This is a genomic window from uncultured Rhodospira sp., from assembly GCF_937138205.1.
In the GTDB taxonomy this organism is placed as follows: domain Bacteria; phylum Pseudomonadota; class Alphaproteobacteria; order Rhodospirillales; family Rhodospirillaceae; genus Rhodospira.
Map to the genome: position 1 here is coordinate 1 of NZ_CAKZOT010000033.1, position 22,450 is coordinate 22,450.

The window sequence follows — 22,450 nt, forward strand, 5'->3', positions numbered from 1 at the left end:
ATCGATTCAGAACTTTCGCGCGTTGTCACGCCCTAATTCACCCGATTGCCCTGGCTGCGCATTCTAAGAGCGTTGCACACTCGCCTTCGTCGTGGCACAATTTACCATTAAAATACTACGTTTTGTCTAAGTGTATTTTCCTTGTGAGGGAGCGCTGTGTTCGACATATGGATGCATAAAGAGGTGTTTCAATGCAGCACATCTCCACGCGATGTCAAGACTGCCAGGATCCTGTTTGCAAAGACATATGCCCAACTGGCAGTATTAGCGTTGAAAAAATAGGAAAAAATTACTTCGCAACAGTCAAACAAAACACTTGTATATCATGTGGGTCATGCGTTCGCTTGCTTAGCCCAAGAAAACCATATAGATGCCATGGCCTGCATATTGATAGATCGCATTTAAACCGGGTTATAGAATGGATCAAGGGTCGAGCAGCAATTTCGGTGGCCATTGGTCCTGGAATTGAGTATTATAACAATAATATTTGCTTAGAGCAAGCAAGTCAAGTTTGCCGAGACTTGGGGGCGTCTTACGTTGTTCGCGGTGCTCTTTTCGCCGACGAAGTGCGCGAGGCAATAGATGACGAGATTTCAGAAAGAGTTAAGACTGAGGCGTATGTTATAGATAACCGATGTGCAGCTATAAGAAATTTTTTGAATAATTTCTCTCCAAGATTATCTAGCCACCTAATAAAAGCTGATAGCACTGGACTTTCGGCCGCGCGCTTTGCCCGTCACAAACTAAAAACTGCCGGCATAGAAGGATATGTCGTTTTTATCGGACCCTGCGTTGCCTATAAGAAACTGGTCGACGAACTTGAAACAGATTTTGATGCTGTCTTGACGTGGGCCGAGTTTTACTACGTCTGCGAAAGATTCGGCATTGATATTTGCAATACTCCAAAAGGTTTTTTTGACAATCCAGATTTTCTGAATATTGGAAAGATAGATTCTGGAAACGTAAAATACATACCATTCTCTGGTGACCTTCATGATGTGTTATGTTATAGAAACATAAATACAGAGTATTTTGCAGGCCAGTCAGGCAGATCAATTATTGAGAAACTAAAAAATATTGAAACGATTAAGATGGAACCAAAAGGGTTTTTGAGTCCTTTTTTTTGTGGGATCTGCACGCGCGGCCCTGGAGTCTTTGAAATTTGGCACAGCCAACAAGAAGCGAGCAATGCAGTTTGGAGTCCGGCGATGCAAAGCTCAGAAATTAGTCACGACAAGATAATTGAAAAGATTGATTCTGACGTTGACTTAACCAGCCCAACAAGTAAAAGCCAGATGTCGAGCGACCGTCAATTTGAATCCGGTAGAATGCGAAATAGAAAAGACAAAATCGTAAACATTTCGTACAAAAAATCTGTAGAGGCCGTGAACATTATTGACATTATTTTAGAAAAATTAGTAACAATATTAACGCATATCAAAAGAATTATTGGGTTTATTCTGCCATTTATTTGACGTTATCGGTTTTACAGACGCTGGGTCCGCGAATGAACTTCCGCCTACACCAATACTGGTCAATTACCGAAAAAGCCGCCCCGCGCCTAATTTGCCAGAACGAACTTTGTCAAGGTCCTGTGCCGCGCCGCCAACGCCGAGAAGATCGACGCCGGGCCGAAGGGGGTGGTGATCACCTTCCGGGGCAACGACTTCCCCAACCCGGCCGGGCTGGTGCAGTTCATCGGCAAGAATACGGCGACGGTCAAACTCCGCCCCGACCACAAGCTGGTGGTCAAGCGCGACTGGGCCGACGACGCGCGGCGCCTGCAGGGCCTGCACCGGCTGATGAAGGACCTGGCCGGAGTGGCGGCGGGGTAGGGAGACAGGCTGGCGTTACGCCGCCTGGCCGTAGCGGCACTGACCCGGCCGCCCCGCGGCCCCCTGACCATTGCCCGTGAGCCGGTCCACGGCCACTTCCAGACGTTGCACCTCGTCCAGCACGGCGTGGACCGCGCGTTCGACAGCCTCCGTCTGATTGGCGGTTGTCCCGGCGGCACGTGAGACCTCACAGTCGTAGGGTGCGTTCGACCGCCTCGAAGAGGCGGGCAACGCACGGCCGTGCGGATTCGTGGTGCGTCGCGCCCCGGCCGTTTCCCAAGGGAAACGGCCCGTGTCAGACGATAGGCCCATGGTCCGAAGGCCATGGGCCGGGCCGCAGACGCACTTTTCTGGAACCTGACCCGTTACACCAACCCGTCCGGGAAGCCCTTCAAAGCTCACGCCCCATCAAACCTGCCCAAACAATCGGGAGCACATCCTTCTGGTGTGACGTCAGCAGACATTTGGGTTGCCTCGTTTACTGGGCCCGCTTTTTGCCTTTTCCCGAGATCCCTCCGCCCCTTCCGGGGCGCTCGGGATGACATTTTATGATATGAAACAACCACATCTGTCATCCCGAGCGAGCGAAGCGAGTCGAGGGATCTCGAGCATTGGCTTGATGGCAGGCCGCCACGACAGGCCAACCTTTCCGTCGGTTGGTGTGGCAACGCAATTCTGGACTACACGCCGGGCTTCGGTCGCCCTTCAATGCGCAAACGTGTCCGGAACGAAAAGGGGCGATGCACGCCGCGCGGATCCCCTAGGATTGGCACGCGAAATGAAGGGCTCGGCAACACGGTCAATGTCCATGTTGTGTCTCCGAAAAACCGAAAGCTCAACCGCGCCCCTTTGGGATGGGACGCGGCAAAGACACCGGTGCTATAGACTGCTCCCAACGTGACTTGGTCTATGAACTCCGCGCGCGAATTCAGCAGCAGAAAGTGAAGCTGATCTTCCGACGTGATGTCATCCGTTGTTGCAATCAAGAAGTGACAATCAATGCGCCAAGCCCCTTCCAGGATGCAACCCGGGATCTCCACCGCCCCATCCAATCCATCCAGGGACAAGCGTCCCCTCGGCGCGTTTTCGTCGCCGACGGGCAGGAAATGCGCCGTTGTGATGGGATTGAGATCCGCTTTGCCCATAGCCTAAAACATCATATCGACGCCAAATGCCGCGAATCATCCGCCTTCTCTCAAGGCCCGCGCGACGTCCTCGGGCAGGCGGGCGATGACGCGGAGGTAACTGCGCGCCGCCGCATCGGGCGCGCGGCGGCCCTGCTCCCAGTCGCGCAGGCTGCCGGCCGGAATGCCGTAGCGCGCGGCGAACGCCTCCTGCGACAGGTTTGTCGCGGCCCGCGCGCGCCGCGCCAGCACCGCCCCATGCCCGCGCGCGAACTCGTCGTCGCTCAGCGGCGCGTCGGCGTCGGGCTCATCGGGGGGTGGCGACATATCGCCGGGTTTCTCGATCATTGGCTTTTCTCACGGTGATACCAGCGGTATGGGAGCTTGTCTCATGCGGCCCGTCGTCGGGTGCGTTTGACCGCCTCGAAGAGGCGGGCAACGCACCGCCGTGCGGATCCGTGGTGCGTCGCGCCCCGGTCGTTTCCCTTGGGAAACGGCCCGTGTCATACCAAGCGACGGAAATCGTGACACGTTTTCCGGACCGTCGGCACGCCACCTTGGGAGATCCCTCGCGTCCTGACGGACGCTTCGGGATGACGGATAAGTTTATAAAAAACAAAAACATACGTCATCCCGAGCGAGCGAAGCGAGCCGAGGGATCTCCCGCGCCGGCACCGCGCCCGGCGAATGGGGAGGAGCCAAGACTTCGGTCGCCAGGTATCAGACGATAGGCCCGTGGTCCAAAGACCATGGGCCGGGGCGCAGACGCACCCTACAAATGGACTCGGGTACGACGGTCACGCGCCGAAAGCCTCACTCCACCGTGACCGCCTTCGCCAAATTCCTCGGCTGGTCCACGTCCGTGCCCTTGTCCACGGCGGTGTGGTAGGCGAGCTGCTGCACCGGGATGGCGTACAGGATCGGCGCCACGAACGGGTCGACCTCGGGCAGGGCGATGGCCTCCAGCGCCAGGGGCTTCAGGCGTTCGACCCCGGCGACGTCGGAGAACACCACCACCTTGCCGCCCCGGGCCACCACCTCCTGCACGTTCGAGGCCGTCTTTTCGAACAGCGGATCGCTCGGCGCGATCACCACCACCGGCACGGTTTCGTCGATCAGGGCGATGGGGCCGTGTTTCATCTCCCCCGCCGCGTAGCCCTCGGCGTGGATGTAGCTGATCTCCTTCAGCTTCAAGGCGCCTTCCAGGGCCAGCGGATAGCTGGTGCCGCGCCCCAGATAGAGCACGTCGCGGGCGGGGGTCAGCATTTCCTGGGCGATGGCCTTGATGCGCTCGTCGTGGTTCAGCACCTCGGCGGCGCGGCTCGGCACCTCGGTCAGGGCGCCGGACAGGCGCGCCTCGGTGGCCCGGTCCATGGTCCCGCGCGCCCGCCCCAGGGCGATGGTCAGGCAGGCCAGCACCACAAGCTGGGTGGTGAAGGCCTTGGTCGAGGCCACGCCGATCTCCGGCCCGGCCAGGGTGGGCAGCACGGCGTGGGCCTCCCGCGCGATGGTGCTTTCGGGGGAATTGACGATGGCCAGGCAGTGTTGGCCCTGTTCCTTGCAGTAGCGCAGGGCGGCCAGGGTGTCGGCGGTCTCGCCGGACTGGCTGATGAACACCGCCAGCCCGCCCTCGGCCATCACCGGCGCGCGGTAGCGGAACTCGCTGGCCAGGTCCCAGTCCACGGCGACGCCGGCGTGGCGCTCCAGCCAGTACTTGCCGACCATGCCGGCCAGCGAGGCGGTGCCGCAGGCGATCATGGTCAGGCGCGGCACGGCGGCCAGGTCGAAAGGCAGCGGCGGCAGGGTGATGGTGCGCTCCGCCGGGTTGAACATGGCGTTGAGGGTGTCGCCGATCACCTGCGGCTGCTCGAAGATCTCCTTGGCCATGAAGTGGCGATGGCCGCTCTTGCCGATCATAGCGCCGGACAGGTTGGTCAGGTGCTCGGGCCGCGTGACGGGGTCGCCCGACAGGTCGCGCACCGTGGCGCCATCGGTGGTCAGCACCGCCCAGTCGCCGTCCTCCAGGTAGGTGATGCGCCGCGTCATGGGGGCCAGCGCCAGGGCGTCGGAGCCCAGGTACATCTCGCCGTCGCCGTGGCCGATGGCCAGCGGGCTGCCTTGCCGGGCGGCAATGAGGATGTCGGGCCGGTCCTTCAGCAGGATGCCGAGCGCGAAGGCCCCCTCCAGCCGGGTCAGGGCGCGGCGGGTGGCCTCGATGGGATCGACGCCGTCGCTGATGGTCTGGCTGATCAGGTGGACCACCACCTCGGTGTCGGTGTCGGAGGCGAAGACATGGCCCTTGGCCAGCAGCTCCTCGCGCAGGGCCTGGAAGTTCTCGATGATGCCGTTGTGAACCACGGCCACGCGGTCGTTGGCATGGGGGTGGGCGTTGGCCTCGTTGGGGACGCCGTGCGTGGCCCAGCGGGTGTGGCCGATGCCGGTGGCGCCGCCGATGGGCTCGTCACGCACGCGGGCGTCGAGATCGGCGATCTTGCCCTTGGCGCGGCGCCGGGCAATGGCGCCGCCGTCCAGGGTGGCGATGCCGGCCGAGTCGTAGCCCCGGTACTCCAGCCGCCGCAGGCCGTCGATCAGCCGGGGGGCCACCTCTTCGGTGCCGATGATGCCAACAATGCCGCACATGGTCGGGTGTCCTCTCCTGGGTCAGCGCTGCGTATCATGATCCGTCGGGCCTTGCGGAACGTATCGTGACACGATACAATTATCGCGATGATTCTAAGCTTCAAAGGCAAGGTCGCCGAGGCCGTCTGGGCGGGTCGCCCCCCAAAGGGCTTCCCCCCGGATCTGGTGCGGCCGACGCAACGCAAATTGGCCATGCTGTCGGCGGCCGTTCATCTTGAGGCCCTGCGCCAGCCACCCGGCAATCGCCTGGAAGCCCTCAAGGGCAACCGCGCGGGCCAATTCAGCATCCGCATTAACGACCAATGGCGGATCTGCTTTCGCTGGCGGGACGGTGACGCCGAAGACGTTGAGATCGTCGACTATCACTGAGGAGACACCGCCATGTTCGGTCCCACGCCGCCGGTTCATCCCGGCGAAATCCTGCGGGAGGAGTTCCTCGCCCCCCTCAAACTGACGCCGTATGCGCTTGCCAAGGCGTGCCATGTGCCGCGCACCCGGATCGAACGCCTGGCGCGCGAGGAAAGCCCGGTGACGGCCGACACGGCCTTGCGTCTGGGCGCCGTTTTGAAGACTGGACCCGAGTTCTGGATGACCCTTCAGGCGATGCACGACCTGACGACCGCTGCCGAAACGATCCCAGACCTGGACGCGCTCAAGCCGGTCGCCGCGGCCTGACTGTGCCGTCATTCCGCACTGGGTTCTCATGCGGACGTCCACGGCCTTACCCCTTCCCCGTCAGTCGTTTCATGTGGGTGCGGAACATGGCGGCCCAGCGCTCCTTGGTGGTCTGGGGCGCGCGGGTCAGCGCCAGCGCGTCGGCCGGCACGTCCTTGGTGATGGCGCTACCGGCGCCGATGATGGCGCCGTCGCCGATCTTAACCGGCGCCACCAGCGCACTGTTGGAGCCGATGAACGCGCCCGCGCCGATGTCGGTGTGATACTTGCCGAAGCCGTCGTAGTTGCAGGTGATGGTGCCGGCGCCGACGTTGGCCTTGGCGCCGACGCGGGCGTCGCCGATGTAGGTCAGGTGGTTGACCTTGGCGCCGGCCTCGACGGTGGCCTTCTTGACCTCGACGAAGTTGCCGATGTGGGCGCCTTCGCCGACGATGGCGGCCGGGCGCAGGCGCGCGTAGGGACCGAGGACGGCGCCCGCCGCGACCTCGCAGCCCTCGAAATGGCAGAAGCCCTTGATCTCCACATCGTCGCCGAGGGTCACGCCGGGACCGAAGACGCAGAACGGCCCGACGGATACGTCCTGGCCGAACCGGGTGTCCATGGACAGGAAGACGCTGGCGGGATCGGTCATGGTCACCCCACCGGCCATCGCGGCGGCGCGCAGGCGGTCCTGAACGACCCGCTCGGCGGCGGCGAGTTGGGCGCGGTCGTTGATGCCCAGCATTTCCGCCTCGTTGCCCTCGACCACGGCGCAGCGATGGCCGTCGGCGCGGGCCAGGGCGACGATGTCGGTCAGGTAGTATTCGCCCTTGGCGTTGTCGTTGCCGACCCGCTCCAGCAGGGGGAACAGCAACCGCCCGTCCACCGCCATGACGCCCGAGTTGCACAGGGTGATGGCGCGCTGGGCCTCGCTGGCGTCCTTGTGCTCGACGATGGCGTCAAGGCCGCCGTCGGCGCCCGTCACCAGGCGGCCGTAGCCGGTGGGATCGGCGGCGCGGAACCCCAGCACCACCAAGGCCGCCTCGGCCCGCGCGTCGACCATGGCGCGCAGCGTGTCGGGCCGGATCAGCGGCGTGTCGCCGTACAGGATCAGCACCGTTCCGGGCGGATCGTCCAACGCCGGGCGGGCCTGAAGGGTGGCGTGCGCCGTGCCCAGGCGCTCGGCCTGCTCCACGGTCGGGGCCGGCGCGGCGATGGCCTGGACCTCGGGCATGTCCGGCCCGACCACCACCACGCGGCGGCCGGCGCCCAGGGCGTCCAGGGTGTCGAGCACGTGGCCCAGCAGCGGCCGGCCGGCCAGCGGGTGGGCGACCTTGGGCCGGCGCGAGCGCATTCGCGTGCCCTGGCCGGCGGCGAGAACGATGGCGGCGAGATCGGAGTGAGTCATAAAGCGAAACGATCGACAACGAACGGACAGGTGGGGTGGTCAGGACGCGTACGCTGCCATAGTCTCCCGTTCAGGCAAACTCAAACTGTGTTGCGCTTGGTTACAGAGACCACGGCGCGCCCGGATCGGAAGAGTCCATGACCAGCCCCTTTCCCTTCGACGGCGTTGTCTTCGACCTCGACGGCACCCTGATCGACAGTGTTCCCGACCTCGCCCTGGCCCTCAACGCCCTGCTGGACGAGGAGGGGTTGCCCCGTGTCCGTCCCGACCAGGTTCCCGCCTTTGTCGGCCAGGGGGCGCGGGTGCTGGTGACCAAGGCCATGGCCGCCGTCGGCCGCCCGATTCCAGAGGGGGACGCGGGCGCGGCCGACCTGGAGCGCCTGCACGACCGCTTTGTCGCCCTGTATGAGGCCGAGCCGGTGCGGGACACACGGCCCTACGACGGCGCCGTCGAGGTGCTGCGGACGCTTCGCGCCCAGGGCGTGACACTGGGCGTGTGCACGAACAAACCGCACGGGCCGACCGTCGGCGTCTTGCAGGCGCTGGGGCTGGCCGACCTGTTCGCCGGCGTGGTCGGCGGCGGCGTGATCCCTCAGCGCAAGCCCGATCCCGCCCCCCTGCTGCTGACCCTGGACCGCATGGGCGTCGCCCCCGGCCGCGCCGCCATGGTGGGCGACACGCCCTATGACGTGGACGCGGCCAGGGCGGCGGGCGTGCCGGTGATCATCGTCGATTTCGGCTACAGTCCGGTGCCGCCGGCCGAGGCCGGCGCCGACCTGCTGGTCTCGTCGTTTGCCGAGGTCCCCGAGGCCCTGTCGCGGTTGGCGGCGGCGCGGGCGAATCCGGCTTGACGGACGCACAGGGGCGGGTCTATAAGCCGCGCTTCATCGGATCGGCGATGGTCTCGCTTGGCCCCGTCAGGGGCGGAGACCCTGCACACCGACCGGGCGCGTAGCTCAGCGGGAGAGCACTCGCTTCACACGCGAGGGGTCGCTGGTTCAATCCCAGCCGCGCCCACCATTCCCTCCATCGGTTTCCGGCTCCGGCGGTCTCGTCGGGTCCGCTTGCGTGTCTTATATGTCGTGGAACCGCCCGGGGGGTTCGCTTCCGGGGAAAGTCCGGACGCGAGACGCCGATGGCCCGATCCCTCCGCACCAGCGCCCATGAGACCGCGCCCCCCCTGACGCGCGGCGAAACGCTGGCCGCGCCGCTGCCGCCGCTGCTGGTGGAGGCGGAGCGCGTGGCCGCCACCGTCGCCCAGGGGCTGCACGGCCGGCGCCGGGCCGGCGTCGGCGAGACCTTCTGGCAATACCGCCGCTATGAGCCGGGCGACCGGCCGCAATCCATCGACTGGCGCCGCTCGGCGCGGGCCGATCCGGTGTTCGTGCGCGAGCTGGAATGGGAGGCGGCACAGACGGTGTGGATCGCCGTCGACGGCTCCGGCTCCATGGACTACGCCAGCGCGCGCGGCCTGCCACGCAAGGCCGACCGCGCCGCCGTGCTGGCGCTGGCGCTGGCGGTGGTGCTGGACCGGGGGGGTGAACGCTTCGCCCTGCTGGACGCCGATCCGGGCCGAATGCAGCCGCCGGGCGGGGGTCGGTTGGCGTTGCGGCGCATGGCCGATGCCCTGGAACGACCGCCGTCGGTCACCGGGCCGCCGTCGGGTGTCGCCGTGGCGCGCCATGCCCATGCGGTGGTGATCGGGGACCTGCTGGCGCCGCTGGAGGACACCGCCGCGCTGGTGCGCCGGCTGGCGGGGCGCGGCGTGCGAGGGGTGCTGGTGCAGGTGCTCGACCCGGCCGAGGAGGCGTTCCCGTTCCGGGGGCGCCTGCGCCTGGAGGGGCTGGAGGCCGAGGGCGACATGCTGGTCGACCGGGCCGAGGACATCCGCGACGCCTATGTGGCGCGGCTGCGCAACCACCGCGCCGGCCTGGAGGCCCTGGCCCGCTCGGCGGACTGGCGCCTGCTGGTGCATCACACCGACCAGCCGCCGACGCCGACGCTGATGACGCTCTACCAGGCGCTGGCCGGCGGCCGCGCGCCGCGCGCGTGGTGAGTGGCGCCCGCAGGGGCAGCCGGTTGGCAGCATTGACCGCCCGAAGCCAAGGTGCCCACCAACGTCTGGCTGTCGACCCTGCCCGATGGGCACGCCGGGGATCAGGACTCTCGCGCAAGGCCGCCAGAAGATGAGCAAACGAAACCCTGGCACCCTCGATCGAAAAGGTGCCCTCTATCGAGTCAGAGATCCTTCATCATTGGCAGACTCCCGTTTCTGGACACACACCGCCCGAACGACTCGCCCTCCGACAGCCCGCGCGAACCGGCGCCAGAACTGAACAGCCCTGCCTGTCACCTGAGGATGAAGAACGACCAAGGCGGCAATTATGGCACCTGCCATTCCTGACGCAACGTAACCGAACGCTTTCATAAGGGAACCCCAGAAAGGTGATGACGCTGTTCTAAGTGTCTGTCCGGAAAGCCCTTATGGGTACCACGGACGGTGCTCGTTCTGGGGACCGGCACCCCACATATTGTGGTCTTCGAGACTTTCCGGACGGGCTCTAAGAATGGCATCGCGTTCCCCGCCACGCGGCGAAATGTTCTCGTTTTATACCATTTCTTTTTGCGGGTGCAATCCCGCGCTCTCACATGTTTTATGTCCCAACAGCCAGTTTGACGGGCGATGGCGGATCGGCGTTTGCCGGCTATGGTGTGCGCTCGGTGATGGAATCGCGAGCCTGGCTGCCCGTGCCCAATCCGGCTCTCGCCGCCCCCCTACCCCACCGGATTGGACAGCGCGCCGTCCGGGCTTTTCGCGCCGCGCACCTGACAGGCCGCGCCGGAGACATGCAGGCGCCCCTCCGCCAGCAGCCGCAGCGCCAGCGGGTAGATGCGGTGTTCCTGCTCCAGCACGCGCGCGGCCAGGCTCTCTGGCGTGTCGTCGGCGCGCACCGGAACGGCCGCCTGGGCAACGATAGGGCCGGAGTCCATTTCCGGACTGACCAGATGCACGGTGCAGCCATGCAGCCTGACCCCGGCGTCCAGCGCTCGTTCATGGCTGTGCAGGCCCTTGAACGCCGGCAGAAGCGACGGGTGAATGTTGAGCAACCGGTCCGGCCAGCGCGCCACGAACCCCGGTGTCAGCAGGCGCATGAACCCGGCCAGACAGACGATCCGGGCGCCGACCTCGCGCAGCCGCGCATCCAAGGCGGCGTCAAACGCCTCGCGGTTCGGGTAGTGGCGGTGATTCACCAGGGCGGTCGGCAGCCCCCGGTCCGCCGCCCACGTCAGACCGGCGGCGTCCGGCTCGTTGCTGAGCACCAGCACCACCCGGGCCGGGAACGCCGGATCGGCGCACGCCTCGACCAGGGCCATCATGTTGCTGCCGCGCCCGGAAATCAGGATGGCGACCGGGGTTCGTTTTTTCTCGGCGTCGTCGGGTGTGGTCATGACCAAGCCTCGTCCAGTCCGTCCAGGCGCACCGCCGGACCTGCGTCACGAGCCACCACGCGACCGATGACGCGCGCGGCCTCGCCGTGGCCGGTCAGCCGGGTCAGGGTCTCGTCCACGCGGTCGGCCGCCACCACGGCCACCATGCCGATGCCGCAGTTGAAGGCCCGGGCCATCTCCTGTGGCGCAACACCGCCGGTTGTCTGCAGCCAGCGAAACACCGGCGGCAGGGGCAGCGCGGCCACGTCCAGCGCCACCGCCAGCCCGTCCGGCAGCACGCGCGGGATGTTCTCGACCAGCCCGCCGCCGGTGATGTGCGCCAGCGCGTGCACCGCCCCCGAACGCACGGCGTCGAGGCAGGCAGTCACATAAATGCGCGTCGGCGTCAGCAGGACGGCACCCAGCGTGCGGTCGGGATCGAACGGCGCCGGGGCCTCCCAGGCCAGGGACTGGTCGGCGATGATCCGCCGGACCAGAGAATACCCGTTGGAATGCACCCCGCTGGAGGCAAGGCCCAGCACAACGTCGCCCTCGCCCACGCGCTCGCCCGTCAGCAACTGCCCGCGCTCCAAAGCGCCGACGGCGAAGCCGGCCAGGTCATAGTCGCCCGACGCGTACATGCCGGGCATTTCCGCAGTCTCGCCACCGACCAGGGCACAGCCGGCGATGCGGCATCCCTCGGCAATACCGGCGACCACGGCCCGCGCGGTCTCGACATCCAGTCGCGCCGTGGCGTAATAATCCAGAAACAAAAGCGGTTCGGCACCCTGGACGACAAGATCGTTGACGCACATCGCCACAAGGTCAATGCCGATGCCATCATGCCGCCCGGTTTCTATGGCGAGTCTCAGCTTGGTCCCAACCCCGTCGGTGGCCGACACCAGCAGGGGATCGCGGAAGCCGGCGCCGGCCAGATCGAACACCGCGCCAAAGCCACCCAGGGCCGCGTCCGCGCCGGGCCGGGCGGTGGAACGGGCCAGCGGTTTGATGGCCTGGACGAGCGCGTCGCCGGCGGCAATGTCGACCCCGGCGGCCTTGTACGTCAGGCCCCCGGGTGTGGGACCGGCGTTTTGGAAGGACTTGGAAATGGCGACCTCGCGTGTGCTGACAGGGGGCCAGGGCCCGATGCGGCGAACCATACCCGAACGGGCGCGGCGTGCAACAGGCGGACCCCCGCTTGCCGCGTTCATGGCATCGCTGCTGGCGGTCGTGCTCGTGGCCGCCCTGCTGAGCGGCACCGGCCCGGCGCGCGCCCAGGACGCGGACGAGGCGTCCACCTATACCGCGCCCGCCGTGCCCATCGAGGCCGAGGCCGCCGATGCCGCCCAGGCCCGCGACCAGGCGATCGCCGGCGGGCAGGTCTCGGCGTTCGAGGCCCTGCTGCGCCGCATCACCGATCCGGCCGACCATGGGCGCCTGCCCCAACCGACCGCCGCCGCCGTCCGCGACATGGTCGAGACCTACAGCCTGGCCGACGAGCGCACCACCGACACCCGCTACCGCGCCATGATGACCGTCCGCTTCGCCGGCGAGCCCGTGCGCCAGCTTTTGCGCCAGCGCGGCATCGGCTATGTGGCCAGCGCCTCCGAGCCGGTCCTGGTCGTGCCGGTCTATCAGGCCTCGCCGGACGCCACCGCGCTGTTGTGGGAAGACACCAACCCCTGGCTGGCCGCCTGGCGCCGACAGGAAAGCCAGTCCATGCTGATGCCGCTGGAGGTCCCGACCGGAGACCTGCGGGACGTCACAATCGTCACTGCCGAGGAAGCCCTGGTGCCGGTGAGCATGGCGCTGGACCGCCTGGTGACGCGGTACGACCGCGCGCGGGTCCTGGTGGCCCATGCCGTGCGCACCAGTCCGCAGACGCTCACGGTCTCTCTGAACTACGGGACACCCCGGGCCATGGCGCGCACGACCGCGCGGGAGATTCGCCGCCAGCCCGGCGAGGGCGAGACCGCGTTCCTGACGCGCGCCGCCGGCGCGGTGGCCGACCGCATGGAAGGAGACTGGCGGTCCGCCACCATGGTCCAGGCCGGCTCGGCGCACCAAGTGACGGCCCTGGTCGGCCTGACGGGATTCCAGGATTGGGTGGCGATCCGCCGCACCCTGGAGCAGTCGCCGCTGGTGCGGGACATGACGGTGCAGGCGCTGAACCGGGACATGGCGCAACTGACGCTGACCGTCCTGGGCTCGGTTGAGCAGGTGCGGGCGGCGGTCGCGCCGGCGGGCCTGACCTTGGATCAGCGGGGCGGGTACTGGATGATCGGCCGCGCCAGTGGCGGCGCAGGCGCTTACGGATCCCAGGGAGGAACCGCGCCGCCAGCCGCGTCCGGCGGAACCGGCAGCCCCGCAACTCAGGGAGGATCCGCAACGACGTGGTGACCTGGGCGGTGCTTCCGAATGCGCTGACGGTGACACGCCTGCTGCTGGTGGGGCCGATCCTGTGGTGTCTCGCCCAGGGGTGGGCGGTCGTTGCCCTCCTCCTGTTCGTGCTGGCCGGTGTGAGTGACGCCCTGGACGGCTATCTCGCCCGTCGGCTGAACGCGCGCACCGCGCTCGGCGCCGTGCTCGACCCGCTCGCGGACAAGGCCCTGGTCTCGGGCGTGTTCGTGGCCCTGGCGGTTCTGGGCGACCTACCGTGGTGGCTGGTCGTGCTGGTCGTGGGGCGGGATCTCGCCCTGGTCGCCGGGGTCGGTGTCGTGCGCTGGGCCGGAGGCGCCTTCGCGCCCCGCCCGACCCGGATGTCCCGGCTCAACACCGTCGCGCAGATGACCCTGCTGGCGGCCGCCCTGGCCGTGCCCGTGTTGGCCCCCACCCTCCTGGCGCCGGTGGTCACCGCCTTGGTGCCGGCGGTGGCGGTAACGACGCTGGTGTCCGGCCTGGACTACGGGCGCGCCGCGCTGGCGCATCTGCGGCACGCCCGGCGCTCCCCCACCGATGGGAACGCTGGCGCATGAGCGGACCGAGGGATGACGCGGCCCACCAGGACGGTCGGCAGATGGTGTTCGACTTTCCCGCCCGGCCGGCCCTGGGGCGAACCGATTTCCTGGTCGCGCCGTGCAACGCCGCCGCCGTCGCCTGGATCGACCGCTGGCCCGACTGGCCGGGATCGGTTCTGGCGCTGATCGGACCGGAGGGCTGCGGCAAGACCCACCTGGCCCACGTGCTGGCCGCGCGGGCCGGCGCCGTGATCCTCGACCGGCCGGACGCGGCCCAGTTGGACGAAGCGTTGGTGGCCGACGGCCTGGGTCCGGTGGTGATCGAATTCCCGCCGGGAATGCCAACCCTGGACGCCCCCATGCAGGTGGACCTGCTGCATGTCCTCAACCTGACGCGCGAGCGCGGGGGCCACGTGCTGCTGACGGCGGCCGAGCCACCGGCGCGGTGGCCGGTGGCGCTGGCCGACCTGCACTCGCGGCTGGCCGCCATCCCGCTGGCCGAGATCACACGGCCCGACGAAACGCTGCTGGAGATGATCCTGGTCAAGCTGTTCGCCGACCGTCAGGTGACGGTGCCGCCGGAGGTCGTGCGCTATCTGGCGCGCCGGATCGAACGCAGCTTCGCCGCCGCCCGCGACACCGTCTCGCGTCTGGATGCCGCGGCGTTGAGCCGGGGCCGGCCCATCACCCAGGCCCTGGCGCGGGAGATCATCGAGACGCCGCACCGGCCTCCGGCTCAAGATCCGCCGGTCGGACAAAGTCGATGACGCGGCCGCCGGCCTGGGCCAGATCGCTCCAGCGGTCTGCGGGCAGGTCCAGCGTGGCCAGCGCGGCGGTGGGGAACTTGCGCAACATCCGCTTGGCCGCCGGGCCGTCGTCGTCGGCCGCCAGGTCGCGCGCCAGCAGTTCAAGCGCCGGATTGTGGCCGACCACCAGCACCGTCGCCACGGCGTCGTCCAGGCCCTCCAACCGCTGCCGCAGGGCCAGGGGCTCGAACGTGTACACCGCCGCATCCAGGATCACGGCCGTCTCCGGGAGGTCGGCGAGGCCCGACCGCGCCAGTTCCAGGGTCTGGCGCGCCCGCGCGGCGGTCGAGCACAACACGATCTCGGGACGCGGGCTCAGGGCGGCGAGCACCGCCGCCATCGCCTCGGCCGCGTGCTGCCCACGCGGCGCCAGCGGGCGGTCGTGGTCCTCCAGGTTGGGATCATCCCAACTGGATTTGGCGTGCCTCAAAAGGTATAGACGCTTCATGGGGTCCGGTCCCGCCGCTGTTGAGGTCAGGCGGCGCGGACACTAGAGACTGGCGGCCCGGCGGTCGAGCCCCATTCATGACGGACGGTTTCATTTGACGCGCCGCGCCTGGATGGGGTCAATCGCATCGAGACCCGGCCGGAGCGGTCCGGCCGTGCGGCGCCGGCGTACCGATGTCCGACACAACAACGAGGCAGGGAGACGGCCATGAGAAATGCCGCCGATTCGGGAGCCGACGGGGCACAGGTGCCGGCGAGCGTCGGGGACATCGTCGCGGCGACGGCCGAACGCGGCATCGGGCTGGAGACGCCGGACCGGTTCATCAACCGCGAGCTTTCGTGGCTGGGCTTCAACTTTCGCGTTCTGGACGAGGCCCGCAACCCGCGCCATCCCCTGATGGAACGGGCGCGGTTCCTGTCCATTTCCGCCTCGAACCTCGACGAATTCTACATGGTCCGCGTCGCCGGCCTGAAGGGTCAGGTTCACGCCGGGGTCAACAAGACCAGCCAGGACGGCCGCACGCCGGCCCAGCAGCTTCTGGAAATCAACCGCACCGCGCGCGAGTTGCTGGACGAACAGCAGGAAATCTGGGCCGAACTGCACGCCGAGTTGCGCGAGGTCGGCGTGTCGGTGGTCAGTGTCGGCGAACTGACCGCCGATGACCGCGCTTGGCTGGAAACCCATTTCGACGACCAGATTTTCCCCATCCTGACGCCGCTGGCCATCGACCCGGCGCATCCGTTCCCGTTCATCCCCAACCTCGGCCATGCCCTGGTGCTTCAGCTCAAGCGCGAGGGCAACGGCGACGGCCTGCGCGCCCTGGTGCCGCTGCCGGGCCAGGTGGACCGGCTGATCCGGCTGCCGGGCGAGGGGCACCGCTACATCCTGCTGGAGGACCTTGTCGGACTGTACCTGGGGCGCCTGTTCCCCGGCTTCCGCGTCGACCAGAGCGGGCATTTCCGCGTCATCCGCGATTCCGAGATGGAGATCGACGAAGAGGCCGAGGACTTGGTCCGCAGCTTCGAGTCGGCGCTGAAGCGGCGCCGGCGCGGTCACTGCATCCGCCTGACCCTGAACGCCGACATGCCGGAGCCGCTGGTGCGGCTGATCTGCGAGGAACTGCAGGTAGCCGAGGCCGACCTGTTCCGTCTCAACGGTCCCATCGGCATGGCCGACCTCAAGCAGCTGATCGCCGACGACCGCCCCGACCTGCTGTTCGTACCGTTCACCGCGCGGTTTCCGGAGCGCATCCGCGACTTCGGCGGTGACTGCTTCGCCGCCATCCGCGAGAAGGACATCGTCGTCCATCACCCCTACGAGTCCTTCGACGTCGTGGTGCAGTTCCTGCGCCAGGCGGCGGCCGATCCCAATGTCGTCTCCATCAAGCAAACCCTGTACCGCACGTCGAACAATTCGCCCATCGTCGCCGCCCTGATCGAGGCCGCCGAGTCCGGCAAGAGCGTCACCGCCATGGTGGAGTTGAAGGCCCGCTTCGACGAAGAGGCCAATATCCGCTGGGCGCGGGACCTGGAACGGGCCGGCGTGAGCGTCGTCTATGGCTTCATGGATCTGAAGACGCACGCCAAGATCTCGCTGGTGGTGCGCCGGGAGTCGGGGCAGCTTCGCTCGTACGTCCACTTTGGCACCGGCAACTATCACCCGATCACGGCCAAGATCTACACCGACCTGTCGTTCTTCACCGCCGATTTGACCCTGTGCCGCGACGCCGCCACCGCGTTCAACTACATGACCGGCTACGCCAAGCCGAAAGGCATGGACAAGCTGTATCTGGCGCCCCTGTCCTTGAAGACGCGCATTCTGGAGCTAATCGACGCGGAGATCGCGCACGTCGAGGCCGGCCGGCCCGGCGCCATCTGGGCGAAGATGAACAGCCTGGTGGATCGGGATGTGATCGACGCGTTGTACCGGGCCTCCCAGGCTGGGGTTCAGATCGACCTGGTGGTGCGCGGCATCTGCTGCCTGCGGCCGGGCGTGCCGGGGTTGTCCGACAACATCCGCGTCAAGAGCATCGTCGGGCGCTTCCTGGAGCACTCGCGCATCGCGTGTTTCGGCAACGGCAGCGACCTGCCATCGTCGCGGGCGCTGATCTACATCTCCTCGGCCGACTGGATGCCGCGCAACCTGGACATGCGCGTGGAAACGTTCGTGCCGATCGAGAACGAAACCGTCCGCACCCAGATCATGGACCAGATCATGGTCGCCAACCTGAACGACGAGCAGCAAAGCTGGTACCTGATGGCGGACGGGTCGTTCCAGCGCGTGGATTCGGCCGACGACGCGTTCAACGCCCACACCTACTTCATGACCAACCCGAGCCTGTCGGGACGCGGCAAGGCGCTCGACAAGGCCAGCAAGGAAATCCCGCAGCTCATTTTGAGGCCGCGCCCGGCGGTGTGAGGGCGCCCGGCCCCGGTGGACGAGAGACGAGGGACGAGGGACGAGGGAAAGGGGGCGCGACATGGACGGCGCGGGTGACGCCGACATCGGATTGGCCGACCGGCTGAACGGCGGCGGCGACATGGGGGTGGCCGTCGAACCGGGTGCTCCGCCGGTAGGCATCATCGACATTGGCTCGAACTCGGTCCGCCTGGTCGTCTACCGGGGCGGCGCCCGCATCCCGGTGCCGCTGTTCAACGAAAAGGCCGTGTGCGCCCTGGGCCAGGGCCTGGGGGCCACCGGCCGCCTGAACCCCGAGGGTCGCGCGCTGGCGTTCGTCGCCGTCGGCCGCTTCGTGACGCTGGCCAACGCCATGGGGGTCGAGCGCCTGCATGTGCTGGCCACGGCGGCCGTGCGCGACGCCGCCGACGGGGCCGACTTCGTGGCGAATCTCGAACAGGCCACCGGCGTCCGCGTCGAGGTGCTCGGCGGGGTCGACGAAGCCCGGCTGGCGGCGCTGGGCGTACAGTGCGCGGTGCCCGGCGCCGAGGGCGTGGTGGCCGATCTGGGCGGCGGCAGCCTGGACCTGGCGCGCATCCAGGACCGCGCATTCGTGGATTTCGCCAGCTTCCCCCTCGGTCTGTTGCGGCTGGCCGAGGCCTCGGACGGCGGCGACCGCGCCCAGGCCGAACAGATCATGGACGAGGCCCTGTCCCGCGAACCATGGCTGGGCCAGGGCGAGGGGCAGTCGGTCTACGCCGTCGGCGGCGCGTGGCGCGCGCTGGCCCGGGTGTGCATGGACCGCATGGCCTATCCCTTGCGCGTGCTCGACAACTTCACCCTCAGCACGGCCGACGCCCGGCCGATGCTGGATCACGTGGCCGGGTCCTCGCCCAAGGACTTCGCAGGCGTGCCGGGCCTGAGCAAGAAGCGCATGGCGATGCTGCCCCTGGCCGCCGTCGCCCTGGGCCGCCTGGTCGCCGCCGTGCGCCCGCGCCGGGTGGTGTTCTCGGTCTACGGCGTGCGCGAGGGGCAATTCCTGCTCGACCTGCCCGACGACCTGCGGCGGCAGGATCCCCTGCTGGCGTCCATGACCGTGCTGGCGCGGCAGGCGGGACGCTTCCCCGCCCACGGCGACGAGGTGGCGGCGTGGATGGCGCCGTTGTTCCCGGCCGAGCCGCCGGATCTGGCGCGGATGCGCCTGGCGGCCTGCATCATCGGCGATATCTTCTGGAGCGAGCACCCAGACTACCGCGCCGAACAGGCGTTTCACCGCATCCTGCGGCTGCCGTTCATGGGCCTGGACCACCGCGACCGCGCCGCGCTGGCGCTGGCGGTCTATCATCGCTACGGCGGCGCCGCGGACGCACCGTTCGCCGCCCAGGCCGAGGCCCTGCTGGACGATCCCTCGCGGGTGCGCCGCACGCGCGTCGTGGGCACGGCCTTGCGGCTGGCCCACACGCTGAGCGGCGGCGCCCCGGGCGTGGTGCGGCTGACGCGGCTGGACCGCGCGCCCGCCGGGACGCTGACCCTGACCGTGCCGCGCGACACACCACTGTTCGATCCGGTGTTCGTGCAGCGGCGGCTGGAGAAGCTGGCCCGCGTGCTGGACCTTGAGCCGGCGGTGGCGGAGGCGGGGCCGGGCGCGACCACAGATTGAGCGCCGCGCGGGACTGGACGGTCGCCATACGGCAGCGTATACTTCTTCCGTGTTCCACGCTTTCACGGCGGATGACCATGCCCCTGTCCCCTCCCCAACCCCGGCAGCACATCCACACACGGCGCATCGACTGCCAGGGATACCGCCGCGACGACGGCCTGTGGGACATCGAGGCCCGCATCGTCGACACCAAGACCTATACGTTCTCGAACAAGGACCGTGGCCATATCGCCGCCGGCGACTCGCTGCACGACATGTCGCTGCGGGTGACGGTCGATGACGATCTGGTGATCCGCGCGGTGGAGGCGGTGACCGACGCCGCGCCCTTCACCATCTGCGGCGACGTGACGCCAAGCTTCCAGCGGCTGGTGGGCCTGTCCATCGGCGCCGGCTTTTCGGGGCGGGTCAAGCAGGCGCTGGGGCGGGCCGAGGGCTGCACGCACCTGGTGGACTTGCTGAAGCCTCTGGCGGCGACCGCGTACCAGACGCTGCACTTCCGGCGCGAGGAAAAGCGCAAGGCCGCCAACACCGGCGAACGACCGCCGATCCTCGATACCTGCTACGCCCTGCGCTCGGACAGCCCGGTGGTGGCGCGGGAATGGCCGGAGTTCCACACCGGATCGTCGTGATCGGTCGGCGGGCATCGCGGCCCGCCAATGCCGGCACGCCCCGGTCGTCAGCCGCCGTGGCGGATCGCCTCGGCCACCCGCACCGCCTGCACCGTTTCCGCCACGTCGTGCACACGCAGGACCTGCACGCCCTGCTCGACGGCGGCCAGCGCGGCGGCCAGCGACCCGCCCAGACGGTCCTTGGGATGATCGGTCGGCGGGCCTTGGTCGTCCATCGCGCCGGTGGCCCGGGCGATGAAGCTCTTGCGCGAGGCCCCCAGCAGGACCGCGCACCCCAGGCCATGGAACAGGCCGATGTGGTGCAGCAGGTCGAGGTTGTGCGCCAGCGTCTTGCCGAAGCCGATGCCCGGATCAACGCACAACCGCCCCGGCGGGATGCCAGCCACCTGGCACACGGTCACGCGGCGAGCAAGCCAGGCGTAGACATCCGGCGGCGCCCGGTCGTAGGTCGGGTTCGCTTGCATGGTGCTGGGCTCGCCCTGCATGTGCATGAGGATCACCGACGCCCCCGCGCGCGCCACCACATCGACCGCGCCCGGATCATGCGTGAGCGCGGTGACATCGTTGACGATGGTGGCGCCGTAGGATAACGCGGCCTCCATCACCGACGCCCGGCGGGTGTCGATCGAGACGACAATTCCCCGATCGGCCAGCGCCTTGACCACGGGCAGCACGCGGCGGAGCTCCTCCTCCGGGGCCACCGGCGCGGACCCCGGCCGGGTGCTCTCGCCGCCCACGTCGATCAGGTCGGCGCCGGCCTCGACCATGGCCAGGCCGGCGGCGATGGCATCACCGCTGGAAAAGTAGTCGCCGCCGTCACTGAAGGAATCCGGGGTGCAGTTCAGGATGCCCATGACGCGCGGCCGATCCAGGGTCAGGCCGGCGAAGGGCGGGCGCGGCGCCGACAGACGCCCCAGCACCGCGTCGACCACCGCCCGCATGGCCGGGCCGTGGTCCTCGGTCCACGCCTGCAGGGTTCCCAGGTCGGCGGCGCATAGACGCCACGGCGGCGTCTCGCAGTCGGTTCGCAAGAACACGGTCACGGCGGAGAACGCCGTGCGCCCACCGGTCAGCGGCCGCGCCCGGCCCGCCGCGACCGCGTCCTCGGCGGCGCGGCCCCGGAGCAGGCCGGCCGGGGCCAGCAACAGCCCTTTCAGGGGATGCGGCGCCGCCCCGCCCCGGAACAGCCCCCGGGGCAGAGCGGCGCCTTTTTGAGCGCGCGCGTCGGCAGCGTCCTCGAACGCGGTCACCCCCTCCATCGGGTCAGGCTCCCGGTTGCGGTTCCGGACCGAACCCAGGCTTGCCGCGCGGTCGCTGGCCGCTGGTGGTCGGCACCGAGGCCCGTCGGCCACGCGGCGGGGTCGGATCGGGCTGTTGCGGCGGTTCTTCCCGGTCGATCGGCTCGCCCCGCAGCAACGCCTGGATTTCCTCGCCGTTCAGGGTCTCGTATTCGAGCAACCCCTGGGCCAGCTTTTCCAGGTCCTCAATATGCCCGGTCAGGATCTCGCGGGCCGTTTCATAGGCCGTATCGACGATGCGGCGGATTTCCTCGTCCACCAGGCGCGCCGTCTCGTCGGCCATGTTCTTGTGCCGCGCCACCGAGTGGCCCAGGAACACCTCCTCCTGATCCTCGGCGTACAGCAGCGGGCCGAGTTTTTCCGACATGCCCCATTCGGTGACCATCTTGCGGGCCATGTTGGTGGCCATCTTGATGTCGCTCGACGCCCCCGTGGTGATCTTCTCGGGACCGAAGATCAACTCCTCCGCCACGCGGCCACCCATGGCCACCACAAGGTCGGCCTCCAGCTTGGCGCGCGACATGCTGATCCGGTCACCCTCCGGCAGGCGCATCACCATGCCCAGCGCGCGGCCCCGGGGAATGATGGTCGCCTTGTGGATGGGGTCGGATTCCTCCATGTGCAGGCCGCAGATGGCGTGCCCGCCCTCGTGATAGGCGGTCAGCTTCTTCTCGGCGTCGGTCATGACCATCGAGCGCCGTTCGGTGCCCATCATGACCTTGTCCTTGGCGGCCTCGAACTCCGACATGCCCACCACGCGCTTGCCGCGCCGCGCCGCCAGCAGCGCCGCCTCGTTGACCAGGTTGGCGAGGTCGGCGCCCGAAAAGCCGGGCGTGCCGCGCGCGATCACCTTCGGGTCCACGTCCGGCCCCAGCGGGGTCTTGCGCATGTGCACCTTGAGGATGCGCTCGCGGCCGAGCACATCCGGGTTCGGCACCACCACCTGACGGTCGAAACGCCCCGGGCGCAGCAGCGCCGGGTCGAGCACGTCCGGCCGGTTGGTGGCGGCGATGAGAATGACGCCCTCGTTGGCCTCGAAGCCGTCCATTTCGACCAGCAACTGGTTCAGGGTCTGCTCGCGCTCGTCGTTGCCGCCGCCCAGGCCGGCGCCACGGTGACGGCCAACGGCGTCGATCTCGTCGATGAAGATCAGGCACGGCGCGTT

21 protein-coding genes and 1 tRNA gene are annotated in these 22,450 nt (G+C 67.7%); 13 read left to right on the forward strand and 9 right to left on the reverse strand.

The features are described 5' to 3' along the window. Positions 1–191: 191 nt before the first annotated feature. On the forward strand, positions 192–1,475 hold the full coding sequence (locus Q0309_RS03420) for a [Fe-Fe] hydrogenase large subunit C-terminal domain-containing protein (RefSeq protein ID WP_299437473.1): 1,284 nt from the start codon (positions 192–194) through the stop codon (positions 1,473–1,475). A 165-nt stretch (positions 1,476–1,640) separates the two neighbouring features. Then, positions 1,641–1,835, forward strand: coding sequence for a hypothetical protein (locus tag Q0309_RS03425; protein WP_299437475.1), 195 nt, complete (start codon positions 1,641–1,643; stop codon positions 1,833–1,835). Between the two features lie 680 nt (positions 1,836–2,515). Here the strand turns inward: Q0309_RS03425 and Q0309_RS03430 are convergent. The 3 genes from Q0309_RS03430 to glmS form a co-directional block, all read right to left on the reverse strand. Then, a complete protein-coding gene (locus tag Q0309_RS03430; RefSeq protein WP_299437477.1) occupies positions 2,516–2,980 on the reverse strand; it encodes a hypothetical protein in 465 nt (154 codons plus the stop codon). Positions 2,981–3,016: 36 nt separating this feature from the next. Then, positions 3,017–3,307: a helix-turn-helix domain-containing protein gene (locus Q0309_RS03435; protein ID WP_299437479.1), complete on the reverse strand. Its 291-nt coding sequence runs from the start codon at positions 3,305–3,307 to the stop codon at positions 3,017–3,019. 465 nt (positions 3,308–3,772) lie between these two features. Then, positions 3,773–5,599: a glutamine--fructose-6-phosphate transaminase (isomerizing) gene (gene glmS / locus Q0309_RS03440; protein ID WP_299437481.1), complete on the reverse strand. Its 1,827-nt coding sequence runs from the start codon at positions 5,597–5,599 to the stop codon at positions 3,773–3,775. Positions 5,600–5,686: 87 nt separating this feature from the next. Here glmS and Q0309_RS03445 point away from each other — a divergent pair, with 87 nt between their 5' ends. Continuing rightward, complete coding sequence (locus tag Q0309_RS03445) at positions 5,687–5,968, forward strand: type II toxin-antitoxin system RelE/ParE family toxin (protein ID WP_299437483.1); 282 nt, start codon at positions 5,687–5,689, stop codon at positions 5,966–5,968. 12 nt (positions 5,969–5,980) lie between these two features. Next, positions 5,981–6,274 (forward strand): HigA family addiction module antitoxin, encoded by a 294-nt coding sequence (locus tag Q0309_RS03450; protein WP_299437485.1) that lies wholly within the window; start codon positions 5,981–5,983, stop codon positions 6,272–6,274. Positions 6,275–6,320: 46 nt separating this feature from the next. Here the strand turns inward: Q0309_RS03450 and glmU are convergent, their stop codons facing one another. Continuing rightward, positions 6,321–7,661 carry a bifunctional UDP-N-acetylglucosamine diphosphorylase/glucosamine-1-phosphate N-acetyltransferase GlmU gene (gene glmU / locus Q0309_RS03455; RefSeq protein ID WP_299437487.1) on the reverse strand — a complete coding sequence of 447 codons (1,341 nt, stop codon included), beginning with the start codon at positions 7,659–7,661 and terminating at the stop codon, positions 6,321–6,323. Between the two features lie 137 nt (positions 7,662–7,798). Here glmU and gph point away from each other — a divergent pair, with 137 nt between their 5' ends. From gph to Q0309_RS03470, 3 genes are all read left to right on the forward strand, one after another. Beyond that, complete coding sequence (gene gph / locus Q0309_RS03460) at positions 7,799–8,512, forward strand: phosphoglycolate phosphatase (protein ID WP_299437489.1); 714 nt, start codon at positions 7,799–7,801, stop codon at positions 8,510–8,512. Between the two features lie 94 nt (positions 8,513–8,606). Continuing rightward, a tRNA-Val gene (locus Q0309_RS03465) sits at positions 8,607–8,681 on the forward strand. A 115-nt stretch (positions 8,682–8,796) separates the two neighbouring features. Further along, complete coding sequence (locus Q0309_RS03470) at positions 8,797–9,717, forward strand: DUF58 domain-containing protein (RefSeq protein WP_299437491.1); 921 nt, start codon at positions 8,797–8,799, stop codon at positions 9,715–9,717. A gap of 719 nt (positions 9,718–10,436) precedes the next feature. Here the strand turns inward: Q0309_RS03470 and purN are convergent. Further along, a complete protein-coding gene (gene purN, locus Q0309_RS03475; protein ID WP_299437493.1) occupies positions 10,437–11,111 on the reverse strand; it encodes a phosphoribosylglycinamide formyltransferase in 675 nt (224 codons plus the stop codon). Continuing rightward, complete coding sequence (gene purM / locus Q0309_RS03480) at positions 11,108–12,250, reverse strand: phosphoribosylformylglycinamidine cyclo-ligase (RefSeq protein ID WP_299437495.1); 1,143 nt, start codon at positions 12,248–12,250, stop codon at positions 11,108–11,110. The genes purN and purM overlap by 4 nt, the downstream gene beginning before the upstream one ends. Positions 12,251–12,299: 49 nt before the next feature. On the opposite strand from purM, the gene Q0309_RS03485 reads away from it, so the two are divergent. From Q0309_RS03485 to Q0309_RS03495, 3 genes are read left to right on the forward strand one after another with little or no spacing between them, the layout of a single operon-like run. Then, positions 12,300–13,490, forward strand: coding sequence for a DUF2066 domain-containing protein (locus Q0309_RS03485; RefSeq protein WP_299437497.1), 1,191 nt, complete (start codon positions 12,300–12,302; stop codon positions 13,488–13,490). Continuing rightward, positions 13,484–14,065: a CDP-alcohol phosphatidyltransferase family protein gene (locus Q0309_RS03490; protein ID WP_299437499.1), complete on the forward strand. Its 582-nt coding sequence runs from the start codon at positions 13,484–13,486 to the stop codon at positions 14,063–14,065. Before Q0309_RS03485 ends, Q0309_RS03490 begins: the two co-directional genes overlap by 7 nt. Beyond that, positions 14,062–14,814, forward strand: a complete 753-nt coding sequence (locus Q0309_RS03495; protein WP_299437501.1) for a DnaA/Hda family protein — start codon at positions 14,062–14,064, stop codon at positions 14,812–14,814. The genes Q0309_RS03490 and Q0309_RS03495 overlap by 4 nt, the downstream gene beginning before the upstream one ends. Here Q0309_RS03495 and Q0309_RS03500 read toward each other — a convergent pair. Next, on the reverse strand, positions 14,756–15,301 hold the full coding sequence (locus tag Q0309_RS03500; RefSeq protein ID WP_299437503.1) for a histidine phosphatase family protein: 546 nt from the start codon (positions 15,299–15,301) through the stop codon (positions 14,756–14,758). The genes Q0309_RS03495 and Q0309_RS03500 overlap by 59 nt on opposite strands. Positions 15,302–15,508: 207 nt before the next feature. On the opposite strand from Q0309_RS03500, the gene Q0309_RS03505 reads away from it, so the two are divergent. The 3 genes from Q0309_RS03505 to Q0309_RS03515 all read left to right on the forward strand — a co-directional run bounded on the left by Q0309_RS03505 (position 15,509) and on the right by Q0309_RS03515 (position 19,987). Further along, positions 15,509–17,719, forward strand: coding sequence for an RNA degradosome polyphosphate kinase (locus tag Q0309_RS03505; RefSeq protein WP_299437505.1), 2,211 nt, complete (start codon positions 15,509–15,511; stop codon positions 17,717–17,719). 61 nt (positions 17,720–17,780) lie between these two features. Then, on the forward strand, positions 17,781–19,358 hold the full coding sequence (locus Q0309_RS03510; RefSeq protein ID WP_299437508.1) for a Ppx/GppA family phosphatase: 1,578 nt from the start codon (positions 17,781–17,783) through the stop codon (positions 19,356–19,358). Positions 19,359–19,435: 77 nt separating this feature from the next. Next, entirely contained in the window at positions 19,436–19,987 is a 552-nt protein-coding gene (locus Q0309_RS03515) for a DUF2889 domain-containing protein (protein ID WP_299437510.1), read from the forward strand. A 47-nt stretch (positions 19,988–20,034) separates the two neighbouring features. Here Q0309_RS03515 and folP read toward each other — a convergent pair whose 3' ends face one another. Together folP and Q0309_RS03525 are read right to left on the reverse strand one after the other, a co-directional pair. Continuing rightward, positions 20,035–21,246, reverse strand: coding sequence for a dihydropteroate synthase (folP, locus tag Q0309_RS03520; protein WP_299437512.1), 1,212 nt, complete (start codon positions 21,244–21,246; stop codon positions 20,035–20,037). Between the two features lie 4 nt (positions 21,247–21,250). Further along, on the reverse strand, positions 21,251–22,450 hold a 1,200-nt coding region (locus Q0309_RS03525; RefSeq protein WP_299437514.1), incomplete at its 5' end, for an AAA family ATPase.